We start from the raw sequence: 14,966 nt of genomic DNA, 5'->3' as shown, positions 1-14,966 counted from the left end.
CGCGGCATGCAGGACTCGGCGCCGCAAAGGGCTGTGGCGGTCATAGGAGGGCGAAACTTGCCAGGCTGCCTTTCCCGCCCAGCTTCTCTTTTCCCCTCTGGCGATGTGGCGGCAAAGCGTTTAAAACAGCGGCATACGAACCCCTGTTTTCCGAATCAACGCTTGGACTCGCCCGATGTTTTACCTAATGATTTTGGCCGTTGCTGCGAGCCGCTTTCTGCCCCATCCGCCAAACGTAGCCTGTGTTGCCGCTTTGGGACTGTTTGCCGGCAGCTACATGTCGGGTCGTCGAGCCTATTTGGTGCCGATTGCAGTGATGGGATTCAGTGATGTGGTGGGCCAGATGCTCGGGATTCCGGGACTGGGTTTCTACAACCTGGTCGCGATGGCGATGGTTTACCTTGGTATGGTCGCGTCGGTTCCAATCGGTCGGCTGCTTCGCAACGCAAGTGGCAAAAGTCGATTGTGGAAGGTCCCTGCGGCATCGGTCGCCGCTTCGACCGTGTTCTTTGTGGTTAGCAATTTTGGCTTGATTTTGGCTGGCTGGTATCCGCTGTCGGTGGCGGGTTTCACCGCTTGCTACGTCAACGCGATCCCCTTCTTCGGATTTACCATCGCGGGCGATCTGTGCTTTTCGGCGGTCATCTTTGCCGCTTGGGAACTCTCGCAAGCCCGTTTCCGCGTGCCCGCCGTCGCCCAGGCCTAAACCTGGACCGCAAACGGAACTCGCGGGCGACATTCAGAATTCACCTCCCCTCCGCGGAGGTCAGAGACGGCAATAGCCGGCTCTGGGTGGGGCTCGTGGTGTTCGAAGTGGACCGTTCGAGCGAGAATTCACCAGCCCTCCCCGGAAAACTCGCTAAAGGCTCGTTCTCCGACCCTCCCGACGCAAGCTGGGAGGGTGAAATCTATTTCACCTCCCCTTTGGGGAGGTCAGAGGTGGCGGTAGCCGGCTCTGGGTGGGGCTCGTGGTGTTAGGAGTGGATCGTTCGAGTGAGAATTCACCAGCCCTCCCCGGAAAACTCGCTGAAAGCTCGTTTTCCGACCCTCCCGACGCAAGCTGGGAGGGTGAAATCTATTTCACCTCCCCTCCGGGGAGGTCAGAGACGGCGGTAGCCGGATCTGGGTGGGGCTCGTTGTGTTAGGAGTGGACCGTTCGAGCGAGAATTCACCAGCCCTCCCCGGAAAACTCGCTGAAAGCTCGTTTTCCGACCCTCCCGACGCAAGCTGGGAGGGTGAAATCTATTTCACCTCCCCTCCGGGGAGGTCAGAGTCGGCGGTAGCCGGCTCTGGGTGGGGCTCGTGGTGTTAGTGATAGCCCGTTCCAGCAAGAAATCACCTAACCACGTCTGAGCCCCGGCCGTGTCGCAGCTCACTCAATCCACATGCCCTTGGTCCACTTTTGCGACCGGGGAATTCGGGTTTGACGCCTTGGCGCGGCGTGCAAAACGAATGACGCGTGTCGGTGCGGTTTGAAACCAAATTTCTCCGTAAAAACGTGGGGTTTTGGCGGCACCCCCTCACGTCCCCTTCCATCAGGGTTGCCGCAACGGTTTCGCTAACCGGCAAACTCGAACATGACCTTGCGGGCTGTGCCGGTTCCTCTTCATTTGCAGGCGAAAATCGTCGCCCGATAAGTCCAGTTGTTTCGACAATCCGGTCGATAACGCAAGCACCGCCAATGATCTTTCGCACGATCGCTTGTGTTGTACGGGTGACGAAAGAGGGTGCGGCGTACTCAAGTGAACCTGGTCATGCGACGCAACCAAGACAAACCATTAGCCACGCGAGCTCCGGCATCCCCCTTTTGCCGAGTTAGTGATCGTCTGAAATCCTCATGGCGAAAATCACGTCGAGCCGCACTGTTGGCCATGCTGGTCGGAGCAACCACCGTTAGCAGCGTAGGTTGTAGTGTTTTTGATCGAATCAAAGACGGACCGCATGATACCAAAGCGTCTTACCATGACGATTTTGCGATGCGGATCGAGTACCCTGAAGTGCAACAATGTGCAACCGCGCCTTCGGAAGCGGCTAAGCAAGCGACTGAACCGTTGGCACTGGAAGACCCTTCGAAAATCCCGTCGCTCGAGTTGACACTCGAGCAAGCGATTCAGTTGGCGGTGCAACAGAGCCCCGTGCTGCGATCGATCGGGGGTACCGTGGTTTCGAATCCGCAAGGCACTACCACCACGTTTGATCCCGCGTTGGCACACGCCAATCCGCTGACCGGGACCGAAGCGGCATTGTCGGCGTTTGACGCACAGTTCTCGCAGCAGCTGTTCTGGAGCAACGCGGATCAGCCTCAGAATATCTTGGCCGGTTCGGTGAATGCACAGTTCACCCCACGCGCATTGCAAGAAGACTACGCGACATACATCGCCGAGTTGTCGAAACAAACCGCGCAAGGTGCAAGTTTCGCTTTGCGTCACAACATTAACTACAACGACAGCAACCGGCCGAACCGTGCATTCCGCAGCGACTTTGTTGGCTTCCTCGAAGCCGAGTATCGTCAACCATTGCTGCAAGGATCGGGAACGACGTTTAATCGTATTGCCGGTCCCAATTCGGGGATCGGACAATACAACGGTGTCTTGATTGCACGTGTCAACGAAGATGTTGCATTGGCTGATTTCGAAGCCGCCGTGATCAGCTTGGTTGCCGATGTCGAGCAAGCTTACTGGGATCTGTCGGTCGGTTACCGAGTGCTCGAAGCCAACGTCAAAGGACGTGACGCGGCATTGCAGACGTTCCAGTACCAACAAGTCCGTCTTGAAGCGGGTGCGGGACGAAGCGACGAAGAGGCCCAAGCTCAATCGCAGTACTATCAGTTCCGCGCTCAAGTCGAAGCAGCTCTCGGTGGTCCCGACGGGTTGTACACCCGCGAGCAACGGCTTCGTTATCTAATCGGGTTGCCTGCCAGTGACGGACGCTTGCTAAAGCCGACCACGACGCCGACCGATGTCCGTGTCGTGTTCGATTGGGAAAGTGCTCTTGGACAAGCATTGACGCGACGAGTCGAAGTTCGCCGCCAACGATTCAATCTGAAGCGGCGTGAAATGGAACTGACCGCCGCACGTCTGAATCGACGTCCTCGTCTGGATTTTCTTGGTCAATACCGTTTCCGTGGTCTTGGGGATCATTTGATCGGCGGCAGTGATAAAGAACAATTCGATAACCTGTATGGCAGTATCACCGACGGCAATTACCAAGAATGGCAAGCGGGCGTAGAGATGCAGTTGCCCGTCGGCTTGCGTGCGGCAAGTGCGGCTGTGGCCCACGCAAACTTAAACCTGCGTCGTGAACGTGCCGTGCTCGCGGAAACCGAACTGCGAGTCAGCCATGACCTGTCCGACTCGGCTCGTCAAATCATGTTGACGCACCAATTATTGGAAACCAACTACAACCGCTATTTGGCGGACCAACGACAAGTCGATGTGCTGCGTCGCCGTTACCGCGACGGAACGGACAACATCAACTTCTTGCTGCAAGCCCAACGGCAAGTGGTGACAAGTGAGGCTGAATTCTACACTTCGCTGACCAACTACAACCTTGCCATTCGCGACTTCCACCGTCAAAAAGGATCGTTGTTGGCTTACAACCAAGTGCAGCTGTCCGAAGGGCAATGGGCACCGGGGGCGTACCAAGACGCGTACGAAACCGGACGTCACTTGACGCCTCGTCGCAACCCAAGCGACGTGCATATACCGTCGCCACTGACCAGCGGCCCGTTTGATCCTTCGGCTCCGCAGATGCAAACGTTCATGAACGCTCCGGCCACCGACGCGATGCTCGAATCGTCACCACAACCGACCGCTGAACCGACGCCCGCACCGACTGAGAACTAGAAACCTCCGTAGCGGAAGTCGTCAAGACTTTCGGAGTGGATGACCGAGGGGCGCGACTCACGCCGCGCCGCTAACTATCGATCGCATCGCAGCGACAACTTGCTTTTTGATTTGAAACGAACAGCACAAGGGATGGTTACATCGCTTGTGCTGTTTTCGTTTCATCCCCCCTTGCGCAATGTTTCACAAGCCGAATTGCGGTAAAAGTTTGACTTTACGCGTCACCACGCGTTAGGTTGGGATCAAGCACCAACCTCGAACCCCACACGCGGGATCGAATCTCTTCTTTTTCACAAGGGCTTGGATATGAACGAAGTGAAGGCCGCAAGCGATATCATGCGTCGCAATCTAGTGACGTTGACCCCCGAGTGTGATGTCATGGACAGCGTTGCAAGGCTGCTAAGAGACAATATTTCTGGGGCGCCGGTACTTGGTGCCGATGGCGGTTATCTCGCTGTGTTCAGTGAAAAATGCTGCATGAACGCGTTGACTGAACCAGTCGAAACCGCAAGGGCGGAAGGTCTTCACATCACCCGTGTTCGCGAATTCATGGTCAGCAAACTTGTCACGATCAATCCCGACATGGACGTATTCGACGCGATTGATCATTTGCTCAGCCGACGAATATCGGGCGCCCCCGTAGTCGATTCGCGAGGACATTATCTGGGCATCTTTTCGGAAAAGACCGCGATGCGAGCGTTGATCGCCGCGCTGCACGATCAGCTGCCCGGCACCAGTGTGAACCAATACATGAACCTGGATCGCAACCGCATCATTCATGAGGACGATTCGCTGTTGGACATTGCCCACAAGTTTCAAGAGACCCCGTATCGCCGGCTTCCGGTGTTGCAGGGCGAGCGGTTGGCGGGGCAAGTCAGTCGCCGTGATGTGCTGCGTGCCGAGTGCCGTTTGGCATGCGAAGTCGTCGAGCGAGCAAAATCGAATCACGCCAGCGACAACCTGCGCCGCGCGGCACAGCCACGACAAATCGGTCCTTACATGGATACCGAGGCGCTGACAGCGTCGCCGTCGACCGATCTGCTGGGCATTACCCAGATGTTCCTCAACTCGCCCTATCGCCGACTGCCGATCGTCGAGGAGGGGCGATTGCTTGGACAAGTCAGCCGTCGCGACCTGCTCGAAGCCGCAGCGGAATTGCTTCGTCCCAAACCGGAACGTCGCGGTGCCGAAACGCTCTACCTCAGCCTCGTCTCAAGCACCGCACCGGAATCATTCCGCCGCTAGGCATGAGCGAATCGATGCGATCGATCCGCCAGCGTCGTTTTCGATGGTGAAGCGCGTGGGGGGCAGGTAAATCTCGAACGTTTCATTCGCCGGCTGTCGATAGAGTGAGCCGCGACGCGTGAGCGGCCGGGTTCCGCGTGTTGCCCGGTGCCTCACGGACAATGCCATGTACTTTCGTAGCGGCCCCGCGCCGCTCCGCTATAAAAGCAACGCGTCGTTACACCGACGACGATGACGTTAACCGGCGTCTCGCCTCGCGAACCTTCTCGACGACGGTGTCTCGGCTCTCTCCGACGCACGTCAAATGCCCCATCTTGCGTCCCGGTTTGGGGTGAACCTTTCCATACAAATGCAGCTTCACTGCGTCCACATCAAGAGCACGATCCCACGGTGGCGTGTGCGTCTCGTCGCCCCATACGTCTCCGAGCAGATTGGCCATCGCGGCGCCGCCACAGATCATGTCAGTATTGCCAAGCGGCAGCCCGCAAACCGCGCGAACATGCTGCTCGAACTGGCTTGTATGGCAAGCTTCGATCGTCAAGTGACCTGAATTATGAGGCCGCGGCGCAACCTCGTTGATTATCACTTCCTCATTGCCCTCGGCGTCGGATCGAACGAACATTTCCACGCACAACAGTCCTACGACATCGAGTGCCTGGGCAGTCGCGATCGCGATCTCGCGTGCCTTTTGCTGAACGCTGTCGGACAACGTGGCCGGAATCATCGTCACATCGAGGATGTGATTGACGTGATCGTTCTCGAAAATGGGAAACGTTGACGTTCTCCCATCGACGGTTCTCGCCACAACGACCGATACCTCGCGATCGAACGCAATCAATTGTTCCGCCACCCATTCATCACACAGCGACCAATCGACGTTCTCTGCATCGGCCAGCGTGTTGATGCGATGTTGTCCCTTTCCGTCATACCCGCTGCGAGCTGTTTTTAGGATTAAGGGTAAACCGACGGCCTCGGAGGCAGTCGCTAACGTTTCCGCATCCACCACTTTGGCGAACGGGGCGACAGGCAATCCTGCGTTTTGGATCGTGTTCTTTTCTCGCAAGCGGTCTTGCGCCGTCGCCAACACATCGGACGAAGGGTAGGTCGGTGCGTACTGTTGGCACTTGGCGATCGTCGCTTCAGGAATATTCTCGAACTCTAACGTGATCACGTTACATTGATTCGCGAATGCTTCGACCGCATCCATATTGTTCAGCCGTCCAAAGACACAGCGGTGAGCAATCTGGGCTGCCGGCTCTTGCTCGGTTTCGCAGAACACCACCACTTGGTAACCCATCTGGGTAGCGGCGATGGCGAACATGCGGCCCAATTGGCCACCGCCCACCATCCCGATGGTGCTGCCGGGCAGAATTGTTTGGGGATCGGAACCGGAATCAGAATCGTTTTTCAATTTCGTCTCGCTCACGTTGATCCTATAGCTCCGCCGATTCGAGAACCGCAGCGGTTTGTTTCTCAACAAACTCGGCCAACCGTTTGGCCAATGCATCATCTGACAACGCCAAGATCCGCGCCGCCATCAGACCCGCGTTCTTCGCGCCGGAAACGCCGATCGACATCGTCGCGACCGGAATCCCGCCAGGCATCTGTACGATCGACAACAATGAATCGAGTCCCTGCAGGGCTCGGCTTTGCACGGGGACTCCGATCACCGGCAGGTTGGTTTCCGACGCCACCATGCCTGGCAGATGAGCGGCTCCGCCTGCTCCGGCGATAATGACCTTCAATCCACGCTGGCTCGCCCCCGTCGCATAGTTGACCATTCGTGTGGGCGTTCGATGCGCCGACACCACCAAACGCTCGTTAGGAATCTGCAACTCGTCCAAAATATCGGCAGCCGCGCGCATCGTTTCCCAATCATTACGGCTGCCCATGATCACGCCAACCAAGGCGTCGGTAGGGCCGAATTCGTTTTCACTCATGACAAACTTCGCTTCTAAGGGGGGAGGACATTAATTGCGGTGCGGTTTGCGAGATTGTTCGCTCGCCAAATTTACAAAAATCAACGCGATCCGCCCACCACGTTGGTTTTGCCGGCGAATCACAGCGACGCGCTGAACAATCTCCCCGTAGCGGAAGTCGTCAAGACTTGTTGATTTAATCCAAATGGAAATCGCAAGGGTGAGCCGTGGGCCGTAAGGCACCGGGTATCGTGTGGGACCCGGCCGCTGACGCGTCGCGGCTCAATAAATCAACAAGTCGTCAAGACTTTCGTCGTTGTCGATCCGACCGACTCAAAACTCACGCACACGTTCCGCTACGTCTAGTTGCCTGCTTAGTCGTCGATCACTTCCAATTTCGCGAACGCCAGCCGGAAATTGTGTTCGCCGTCATCGAACCGCACCGTCGCGGTTCGTTTGGGACCACGCCCCGTGATCGAGATCACCGTGCCGTCGCCATATTCGGTGTGCCGCACTTGTGTTCCTTCGCGGTAGGCGGTCACCGGAGTGACACCGCCGTTGAGCATTTCGGCCGCGGTCTTTAATCCTGAAACCTGTGCCGATTTGCGTTTCTTTGTCGCTGCCATTTCGGCCAATTCCGCCTCGGGCAATTGGCAAGCTTCGTCGTAAGCGGTCGCAGCCGATTCATGCACGGTCGGCCCCGAGTCGTCGACGGACGACGCGTCCCCTTCGTCGGGTAAATCCCAAGACTCGGGATAGCCACCGTGAGCGTCGGGATCGTCGTCGAACCAGTCGCGATCCACGGTGCTTTCGACTTTCTTCAGTTCATCGAGAGGAAGTTCGTTCAAAAACGGACTCGGCACCGCAGGCCGTGTGTCGCCTCGCACTGTTCGCCGCTTACAAACACTCAGCTGCAACCGCTGCATCGCTCGTGTGATTCCCACGAATAACAACCGCCGCTCCTCTTCGAACCCTGCGTCGGTGTCCATCGAACGCGAATGTGGCAATAAACCTTGCTCCACTCCGACGATATAGATGCAGGGGAATTCGAGGCCTTTTGCTGCGTGCAATGTCATCAACGTCACTCGGTCATCGGAATCTTCGAACGCGTCGGTGTCCGCGACCAATGCGACCTGTTCCAAAAATGCCTCGAGCGTCCCGTCTTCGGGATGCTGGCGATCGAATTCGACTGCGGCGGAAATAAATTCGTCGACGTTTCCGATCGCACTACTGTCTTGCTGATCGACGGATGATTTTTCCAGGAACGCTTCGTATTTGGTTTCGTCGACAAGGTAACGCAGCAAATCTTCGAGCGTCGCGGAGGCTTTCTTGCTCAAACGATCGTACAGTTCAACGAATCGTGTCACAAAGGTTGCCGAACGTTTTGCGATCCCTTCGATTTGATAGACGTCGCGAGCCGCTTGTAGCATCGGAACTTGATTCACATCCGCGTAGCGACGCAGTCGCTCGACCGTTTTGGCGCCGATGCCACGTGTTGGCACATTGACGACGCGTTGAAACGCGACATCATGATTGGGGTTGTTAATCAGATGCAGATACGCCAGCAGATCTTTGATCTCTTTTCGCTGGTAGAATTCGACGCCGTTGATGATTTGGTAAGGCAAACCGCGGCTTCGCATCGAATGTTCCAACGACCGCGTCAATGCGTTCATTCGGCAGAGCACCGCAAAATCACGCGGCCGCATCCCTTCGACACGAATTGCGTTGGCGATTTCGTCCGCGATCCCGTCGGCTTCTTGGTACCCATCTTCATACATCCTCAAAACGACCGGATCGCCTTCGGGATTATGGGTGTACAGATCTTTCTGTTTTCGCTTTTGGTTATGGCGAATCAATTGGTCGGCGACACGCAGGATGTTGGGCGTGCTGCGGTAATTTTGCTCCAAGCGAACCGTTTTGACCGCTGGATAATCCTTTTCGAAATCGAGGATGTTGTTCAAGTCTGCGCCGCGCCACCCATAGATCGATTGATCCGGGTCGCCAGTGACCGCTAGATTCGCATTGTTGATCGACAACCCTCGGACGATCGCGTACTGGGCCAAGTTCGTGTCCTGGTACTCGTCGACCAAGATGTAGCGGAAACGTGAATCCAGGTCTTGGCGTAGTTCGGGGTTGTTTCGCAACATGATTGCGACATGGAACAACAGGTCATCGAAGTCGACTGCGTTGGCGGTCAGCAATTGCTGCTGGTAAACCGGATAGACTTTTGCGGCGACAGCGTCCCCCGTTCGACTCGATGCGGACAACATCATCTCGGGCGTGACCAAGCGGTTTTTGGCACTGCTGATGATCGAGGTGATTTGTTCGGGCGATGTATGGCTGGTCGAAACGTTGGCGGCCGCGATCGCGCGTTTCATCGCCTGTTTTGAATCCGAGGTGTCATAGATCGAATAATTTTCAGACAACCCCACCAGCGGCGCGTAACGGCGAAGCAATTGGGCACAGAAGCGGTGGAACGTTCCCATCCAAACCGGTTTGCCCGGTGCCAACTGGCCGACGCGAGTCCGCATTTCGTCAGCGGCTTTGTTGGTAAACGTGACTGCCGCGATTTGCGAAGGCGAGACCCCTTGCGAGATCATGTAGGCAATACGGTGGGTGACCACACGCGTTTTTCCCGAACCGGGGCCAGCCAAAATCAGCAGCGGTCCATCGATGTGGGTGACCGCTTGCGTTTGCGACTCGGTCAGTCCTTTGAGGATGGCGTCCATGTCAGAGATCTCGCGGTAGAAAAGCGGGGACGTGAGAGGCGGGCGAAAAACAGAGAAGAGAAACGGTGACACGTTTCCTTTGACGCCTCATGATACCGACTACGGCAAATAAACGTTAGTGACCCCACGGTCTCACCCCCGAAGCGGGGATCTCGCACCCCGTTTTTCCCGATCCGCCTCGCACGCGGCGGATGCCCGCCCGGGAAGCCGCGAAAGAAGGCGTCTGGTTGGGGCGTCTCGTTTCGAATAGGCGATTCAGCATGGGAGGGCGGTCAAATTTTGCGGCTTTTGGCAATTGCGACATCCAGCATGGGGCAAGCCCCCGCTACGGAGATCTGGTAGGATAAAATGGTTAGAATGGACAGTCCGACTGCATCCGTTAGGGATGCAATTTGACGACGATACGCATGGGAAAAAACGCATCAATGGCTGGAAAAAACGTTTTAGGCGGCGAACTCGCCAGCTGCAGCACCGATCCTTTGACCGGGTTCTACCGCGACGGATGTTGCAACACCGGAGCGTCCGATTCGGGCTTACACGTCATTTGCGCTAAAATGACGGCTGAATTTTTAGAATTCAGTCGATCGCGAGGCAACGACTTGAGCACCCCCAATCCAATGTTCCGATTCCCCGGATTACGTCCCGGCGACCGCTGGTGTTTGTGTGCCGCCAGATGGAAAGAGGCGTATGACGCAGGCAAAGCGCCGCCGGTAGTGCTCGAAGCGAGTCATATTAGCGCGTTAGAGTTTGCCTCAATCGAAGAATTGCAGGAGCACGCGGTGCTCGAAGAAGAATGAAAAAAATAGAGTTCAGATAGGGCTTGCGGCCACGAACCTGATTGCTAGAATCCCTGTCATCTGAAGAGGACACACCCGCCGGGAAGTCCTTTATCGGAGCAGCGAGCACCCCTAGCTCAATTGGATAGAGCATCGGTCTACGGAACCGAAGGTTAGAGGTTCGAATCCTCTGGGGTGTATTCAAAAACCTCTGTAAATCACTGACTTAGACGGCGCTCGTCAGTTTCTTAGCTGTACCGGACTACACCACGAAGGGTGTAATCAGGTGAACAAGAAGACTGGTACTAGCGCGTCAGTGTCCTGTAAATCTACTGCGGCTCTTAAGCCCCAAAAGCCTGCTAAACCGTACGCAGACTTTCCTCTTTTTCCGCATGCGTCCGGCAAGTGGGCCAAGAAAATAAAAGGCCGTACATGCTATTTCGGTCGTTGGGACGATCCCTATGCGGCATTAGCCGAGTACGAGTCTGAAATTCTTGGCGTGAGAGGCGATCGGCCAGTTGCCCCCAAGGGGCCGCTGACTGTCTACGAGGCATGCCAGCTGTTTCTGGAGGCGAAAGAGCGAGGGGTAGACTCCACTGAGACAGCTCAACGGACCTTCAAGGACTACCTCAGAACGTGCAAACGGGTGTCTGCATTCTTTGGGTCTCGGACGCCAATCGAACGGCTGACTCCAGCACAGTTTGCAGAATACAAATTCGAGCGAGCGAAGACGTGCAATGCCATCACGGTGGGCAATGAAATCACTCGCGTCAAAACAATGCTCAATTGGCTGCAGCGATCAAAGCACATCCGGCAGCTTGATACAGGGCCGGACTTTCGCAAGCCGAGCCGCAAGGTGCAACGCCGCATAAGGCGAGAGCGTGGCAAGCTCTGCTACGATGCCCGGGAGATCCGGTCGATCATGGACGAGTCCGGGATTCACCTACGATCGATGATTCTATTGGGCATCAACTGCGGATTTCAAAACAGCGACGTCGAACGAATCACGTTGGGGCACGTTGAGGCAGCAATCCAGTCAGGGTGGATCGAATACCCGCGAGAGAAGACCGAAGTAGAGCGACGATGCCCGCTCTGGGATATAACTCGCAAGACACTGAAGCAGTCGCTACGCCGTAGAGTGAGCAGTGAGCTTCCCCATTTCTTCCTGCAAGCTCACGGACAGCCGTACTCATCCGTAAACGGCGATGTCTCAAAGCGTTTTCGGACAGCACGCAGCTATGCCCTTGTGTCGCGAGGGGGATTCTCTTGGCTGAGGAAGTCATTTGCCACAACGGCTGCAAGCGCAAAGGACAGGGAGGCAAGGGACTACATTATGGGGCACTGTGATGCATCCATGAGCGCCCTGTACGTACAAGAGGTGTGGGATGATCGGCTGCTGGAGGTCGTGAACGTCGTGGGTAAGTGGCTGTTCAACAAACGCACGCTCATGGCTTCCGCGTCATGAGGACGGCTATCCGCTATCCAGCGGCTGGAAAAGGAGGGGGTGGGGTGGGTGCCCAGTGTGGTCCCCATCGCGATTGGATGTGTGTTTACATTCCCCATCGGGAACGCTTCAACAAAACAAGCCCGGTAATTTGGGCAAGTCCCGCAAGCTCTCATCTCTGCCACGGTGACATAGTCAAAGCCGAGGCGGACACCTCACGGTTCGCGAGGCGTCCGCTAAGACTCAAACTGTTGCCACATTGCTCGGCGTGGGCGACATGGGCGTGTCACCACCCCACCAGTCATCTGAGTCATCGTCGTCCTGCGGCGGGCTGGACTCGGCGATAATGGCCATCTCCAGCTCGCTTAGGAATTGGTACTCAACAATCATCTCGGGCTGGAAAATCAGGCCGGCGACTGCAACCTCGATCCCCGACATGAGCAGTTGCAGCTGTTTGCTGCTGGCGTCACTGTCGCGGTGGCTCGACCGGATACCGTACACGACTGTCCTCGCCAGCTCACACGGGTCGAGCACGCGTCGATAGTCATTGATCTGGGCGAGTGCGGACTCCTCTCTGATCCGATGTGTTGCACAGTCGAGGCAGAGCTGATGTGACCAGCGGGGATAGTACTGCGTCCATCTCGCGTAGCTAACTGCATTGCATTCGTCACAAGGTGTCTCGAAATCAGGCTCATGATGCGTCATCGCTTGCGTTTCCTGTTGCTGGTGAGGTGGGGACAGGGACATCCAGCCCAGCACGATACCGGACGGCCCTCTATTAGTCGCGACATTATGGCAGGCTCATGATGCGTCGTCTAGCTGAGTCACCGGAGCAGAGATGACACACATCGATGCACTATGTTTCTTGCAAACTCTTCCAAACTTGCGCACGGACAGTAGCAGGCTGTTGCATTGGACATTGCATCAAAACAACAATGCGAGTAGCAATTCACACCCCCGCACTGGAGCAAGAAATGAAAAAGATGATGCCGCTCACTGATGCAATATTTGTGGCAACCGGGCTGGAGCGTCACCGCGTCACTGGACAGCGATGGGCTAACGATGGCCTGCGAACCTACGTCGTTGGAGGCCGGAGGCTGACCACCGTGGAGGACGTTCGCGAGTTCATCGATTCACGAAGCAAGCCTCCATGTGCTGCTAAGGCAGTGCGATCCGCAGCAAAGCGAAAGCGAGACCAAGCCCGCGCTGAAAAATCCCTTAAGAAGCTGGGAGCCTGATCAATGCCTCACACCCTCAGTGATGACGAGCGAGATAGTTTTGGATCGCAATTTGAGATCGCATCGCGCTGCCTGAGTGCCTATGCGTCGTGGTCCCGCGAGACTCTGCATGGGACGGAGTGGTGCGACAGCGAGGCGTCAAGGCAGCTCGAATCGATCGCAAAAGACATTGAGGACGGACGCCTCGCAAGTGCATTCACGCCACCATCTCCACATTAACCACCTTTTAATAGAGCAGACTTACGATGCCACTCTTTGAGCCCCCTATTCAACGGTCGCGACGGTACACTGCGGGGGCCAACACCCTTGCTGATCAGCTTGCGGCCAATCCGTTCCGCCCCCAACCAAGCCCGCTACAGCAGGCAATGACCGGGCGTCGACAACAGTTGGCCGGTAGCCTCCAGCAGTCGCAGACGAGCCTAGTCAACCAAGCGAACGCGGCACAGAACGTCCATGGCAACTATGCCACGATGGCAGAGAATCAGGCGAACAACCTTCACAACCGGATGGCTCAGGCGACATCGCTCGGCCAACGGCTTGGATCGACCGGCAACACCGATCAGTTCGGGATCACTACCCGTGGTGGTGTCAGCACGCCGGGTCCGTCGCTTGGCAACCAAGACGCCATCAATGCAGCCTACGCTGCTCGCCCTTCTGGGCCGATGCCGCAGTTCGGTTCTTCGGGTGGCAACGGCGAACCAGTACGAATCCATGGTGGTACTCGGACACTTGGCGAGATCTTTCATTCGGATGGTGACGCCGGGAACCGAGCGAAGTTTGAAGCGTACCAGCAGCGTCGATCGGACCGTCGAGCAAACGCGCGAGAGATGCGTCAACAGCAGCTGTCTCGGGCGAACGACAATGGTGGTCACCCGTATGAGGTCATCAATCCCTTTATGAACCCGGTTGCGATGCGGGCAATGAGAATGAATCCCGCTCTCGCAATGGAGGCGATTCAGATTTTGAATCAGGCCCTTGCCTCGCGTCAGGGTATGGTGAATGGAAGGTATGCCACGGATGCAGAGGTGGGATTGAAGGGCATTCTTGGAATTGCAGACCTCAATCTTAACGCCGCAAATCAACAGGCAGAAAACGCCCATCGTGACCGCATGTTTGACTTTGAGTCATCGTTTCGCAACCGACAGGCGGATGCGTCGATGCGAACAGCAGACGCTAACTATTTGCAGGCTGAGGCGGTTGCGGAAAAGAACCGAGCAGAAGCGGAGCTGTTCAAGAATCCTGAGGTCCGTAGGGCGCAGGAGTTGTCTAATGCAATTTCTGAGGCCTATGCGTCGGGTGATCCAAGGGCGATCGATTGGGCGCGCCAGCAGCAAGAGCAGCTGTTTCCGTTGACGAATGGTTCAAGTGCGGCGTCTGGACCTGCGATTGACGGCACTACTCCACAGCCTTCATTGGCGCCGGTTCGTCCAGACGAGTATGGGAATGTTCCTCAGGAGCTCGTGTACAACTATGTCCGCGACCTTCAGACTCGTGGGTTCGAGGGTGAGGATTTGGTTGCGGAGGCAGCTAAACTCGGGATTTCGCGATACCAAGTCCTGCAATTGTACAACGATCGTCCTGGCCCAATTGGACAAGCGGTCGGCTCACTTGGAGAAATGTTTGGCCTCAACCCAGATTTCAGCGACGAGATCGCATTCTTCGATGACCTTGGTTCGATTTTCGGGAAAGATTACGGGGCTGAGCGGAACACCAAGCCGAAGCGTCCTGCTGGTCACTACGCTCGACCATTTTAGGTTCGGCGGTCGTTGA

At 56.3% G+C, this 14,966-nt stretch carries 11 protein-coding genes and 1 tRNA gene; 8 read left to right on the top strand and 4 right to left on the bottom strand.

The window, feature by feature from the left end; all coding sequences use genetic code 11:
- The first annotated feature begins 175 nt into the window (after window positions 1–175).
- The 3 genes from ABD971_RS02595 to ABD971_RS02585 all read left to right on the top strand — a co-directional run bounded on the left by ABD971_RS02595 (window position 176) and on the right by ABD971_RS02585 (window position 5,090).
- Window positions 176–706: a DUF6580 family putative transport protein gene (locus ABD971_RS02595; RefSeq protein ID WP_345319124.1), complete on the top strand. Its 531-nt coding sequence runs from the start codon at window positions 176–178 to the stop codon at window positions 704–706.
- A gap of 1,165 nt (window positions 707–1,871) precedes the next feature.
- Window positions 1,872–3,845, top strand: coding sequence for a TolC family protein (locus ABD971_RS02590; RefSeq protein WP_345319304.1), 1,974 nt, complete (start codon window positions 1,872–1,874; stop codon window positions 3,843–3,845).
- Between the two features lie 306 nt (window positions 3,846–4,151).
- Window positions 4,152–5,090: a CBS domain-containing protein gene (locus ABD971_RS02585; RefSeq protein ID WP_345319122.1), complete on the top strand. Its 939-nt coding sequence runs from the start codon at window positions 4,152–4,154 to the stop codon at window positions 5,088–5,090.
- 217 nt (window positions 5,091–5,307) lie between these two features.
- On the opposite strand, the gene ABD971_RS02580 is transcribed toward ABD971_RS02585, so the two are convergent.
- From ABD971_RS02580 to ABD971_RS02570, 3 genes are all read right to left on the bottom strand, one after another.
- Window positions 5,308–6,516 carry a 5-(carboxyamino)imidazole ribonucleotide synthase gene (locus ABD971_RS02580; protein WP_425571237.1) on the bottom strand — a complete coding sequence of 403 codons (1,209 nt, stop codon included), beginning with the start codon at window positions 6,514–6,516 and terminating at the stop codon, window positions 5,308–5,310.
- A 7-nt stretch (window positions 6,517–6,523) separates the two neighbouring features.
- Complete coding sequence (gene purE / locus ABD971_RS02575; protein WP_345319118.1) at window positions 6,524–7,030, bottom strand: 5-(carboxyamino)imidazole ribonucleotide mutase; 507 nt, start codon at window positions 7,028–7,030, stop codon at window positions 6,524–6,526.
- 353 nt (window positions 7,031–7,383) lie between these two features.
- Window positions 7,384–9,738 (bottom strand): ATP-dependent helicase, encoded by a 2,355-nt coding sequence (locus tag ABD971_RS02570; RefSeq protein ID WP_345319115.1) that lies wholly within the window; start codon window positions 9,736–9,738, stop codon window positions 7,384–7,386.
- Between the two features lie 425 nt (window positions 9,739–10,163).
- Between ABD971_RS02570 and ABD971_RS02565 the strand changes: the two genes are divergently transcribed.
- The 3 genes from ABD971_RS02565 (at window position 10,164) to ABD971_RS02555 (ending at window position 11,979) form a co-directional block, all read left to right on the top strand.
- Window positions 10,164–10,535: a DUF2237 family protein gene (locus ABD971_RS02565; protein WP_339946454.1), complete on the top strand. Its 372-nt coding sequence runs from the start codon at window positions 10,164–10,166 to the stop codon at window positions 10,533–10,535.
- A 105-nt stretch (window positions 10,536–10,640) separates the two neighbouring features.
- Window positions 10,641–10,714: transfer RNA gene (locus ABD971_RS02560), tRNA-Arg, on the top strand.
- Between the two features lie 86 nt (window positions 10,715–10,800).
- A complete protein-coding gene (locus ABD971_RS02555) occupies window positions 10,801–11,979 on the top strand; it encodes a tyrosine-type recombinase/integrase (protein WP_345319112.1) in 1,179 nt (392 codons plus the stop codon).
- Between the two features lie 222 nt (window positions 11,980–12,201).
- Here the strand turns inward: ABD971_RS02555 and ABD971_RS02550 are convergent, their stop codons facing one another.
- Window positions 12,202–12,663: a hypothetical protein gene (locus ABD971_RS02550; RefSeq protein ID WP_345319110.1), complete on the bottom strand. Its 462-nt coding sequence runs from the start codon at window positions 12,661–12,663 to the stop codon at window positions 12,202–12,204.
- A gap of 230 nt (window positions 12,664–12,893) precedes the next feature.
- Here ABD971_RS02550 and ABD971_RS02545 point away from each other — a divergent pair, with 230 nt between their 5' ends.
- Window positions 12,894–13,196: a DUF1580 domain-containing protein gene (locus ABD971_RS02545; protein ID WP_345319108.1), complete on the top strand. Its 303-nt coding sequence runs from the start codon at window positions 12,894–12,896 to the stop codon at window positions 13,194–13,196.
- A 245-nt stretch (window positions 13,197–13,441) separates the two neighbouring features.
- On the top strand, window positions 13,442–14,950 hold the full coding sequence (locus tag ABD971_RS02540) for a hypothetical protein (protein ID WP_345319106.1): 1,509 nt from the start codon (window positions 13,442–13,444) through the stop codon (window positions 14,948–14,950).
- Window positions 14,951–14,966 lie beyond the last annotated feature (16 nt).

It is taken from the genome of Novipirellula rosea (genome assembly GCF_039541335.1).
GTDB classification, from domain to species: Bacteria; Planctomycetota; Planctomycetia; order Pirellulales; family Pirellulaceae; genus Novipirellula; species Novipirellula rosea.
Note: the sequence above shows the minus strand (reverse complement) of the source record. Positions and strands in the feature narration are given on the sequence as shown.

Coding starts and splice junctions, on each gene's coding strand:
- purE (WP_345319118.1), bottom strand. CDS start 7,030: ATGAGTGAAAACGAATTCGGCCCTACCGACGCCTTGGTTGGCGTGATC.
- ABD971_RS02545 (WP_345319108.1), top strand. CDS start 12,894: ATGCGAGTAGCAATTCACACCCCCGCACTGGAGCAAGAAATGAAAAAG.
- ABD971_RS02595 (WP_345319124.1), top strand. CDS start 176: ATGTTTTACCTAATGATTTTGGCCGTTGCTGCGAGCCGCTTTCTGCCC.
- ABD971_RS02540 (WP_345319106.1), top strand. CDS start 13,442: ATGCCACTCTTTGAGCCCCCTATTCAACGGTCGCGACGGTACACTGCG.
- ABD971_RS02590 (WP_345319304.1), top strand. CDS start 1,872: ATGCTGGTCGGAGCAACCACCGTTAGCAGCGTAGGTTGTAGTGTTTTT.
- ABD971_RS02565 (WP_339946454.1), top strand. CDS start 10,164: ATGGCTGGAAAAAACGTTTTAGGCGGCGAACTCGCCAGCTGCAGCACC.
- ABD971_RS02570 (WP_345319115.1), bottom strand. CDS start 9,738: ATGGACGCCATCCTCAAAGGACTGACCGAGTCGCAAACGCAAGCGGTC.
- ABD971_RS02585 (WP_345319122.1), top strand. CDS start 4,152: ATGAACGAAGTGAAGGCCGCAAGCGATATCATGCGTCGCAATCTAGTG.
- ABD971_RS02550 (WP_345319110.1), bottom strand. CDS start 12,663: ATGACGCATCATGAGCCTGATTTCGAGACACCTTGTGACGAATGCAAT.